Raw genomic sequence first — 485 nt, forward strand, 5'->3', positions numbered from 1 at the left:
CATCCTTTGAAGGCGTAGAAACAAATAGTAAATTTTTCAAACTCGGCAATACCATGCAACAAATCATTGCCGAATTCGGCAAAGCAGAAAGAGTATTGCAACACAACATCTTAGGATGTACTTTTGAAACACGAGGTTCGTGCGAATTACAATATAAGGAAAACAGGCTGGTTGCCGTCACTTGCAATCAATACACATATCCTATTTTCAACGGCTTGAATCTCTTTGAAACTGAGAGCATAGAAAAACTAAAAAACGAACATCATTTTCTCGAAGGAAAACATTACCTCACCTTTCCAAGCCTAGGAATCTGCATCGGCGGCATGTCCCAAAAAAGAATACCTGAAGGTAAATTGGCTCTGGTTTTTACCCGGAGTGAAACCGACATATATGAATTTTATGCCGAAGATTAATCCATTAAGCGATGCCATACCACAGCAATATTCTTAGCAAAATACAAAAAGGTCGTCTGAAAACAGAAACCC

1 pseudogene is annotated in these 485 nt (G+C 38.8%); it reads left to right on the forward strand.

From position 1 onward, the window contains the following. Nucleotides 1-413, forward strand: a pseudogene (locus tag ACTHTU_RS11240) (hypothetical protein); the annotation flags it as partial. Between the last annotated feature and the right edge of the window lie 72 nt (nucleotides 414-485).

The organism is Neisseria sp. P0020.S005 (genome assembly GCF_051957055.1).
Lineage (GTDB): Bacteria > Pseudomonadota > Gammaproteobacteria > Burkholderiales > Neisseriaceae > Neisseria > Neisseria subflava_A.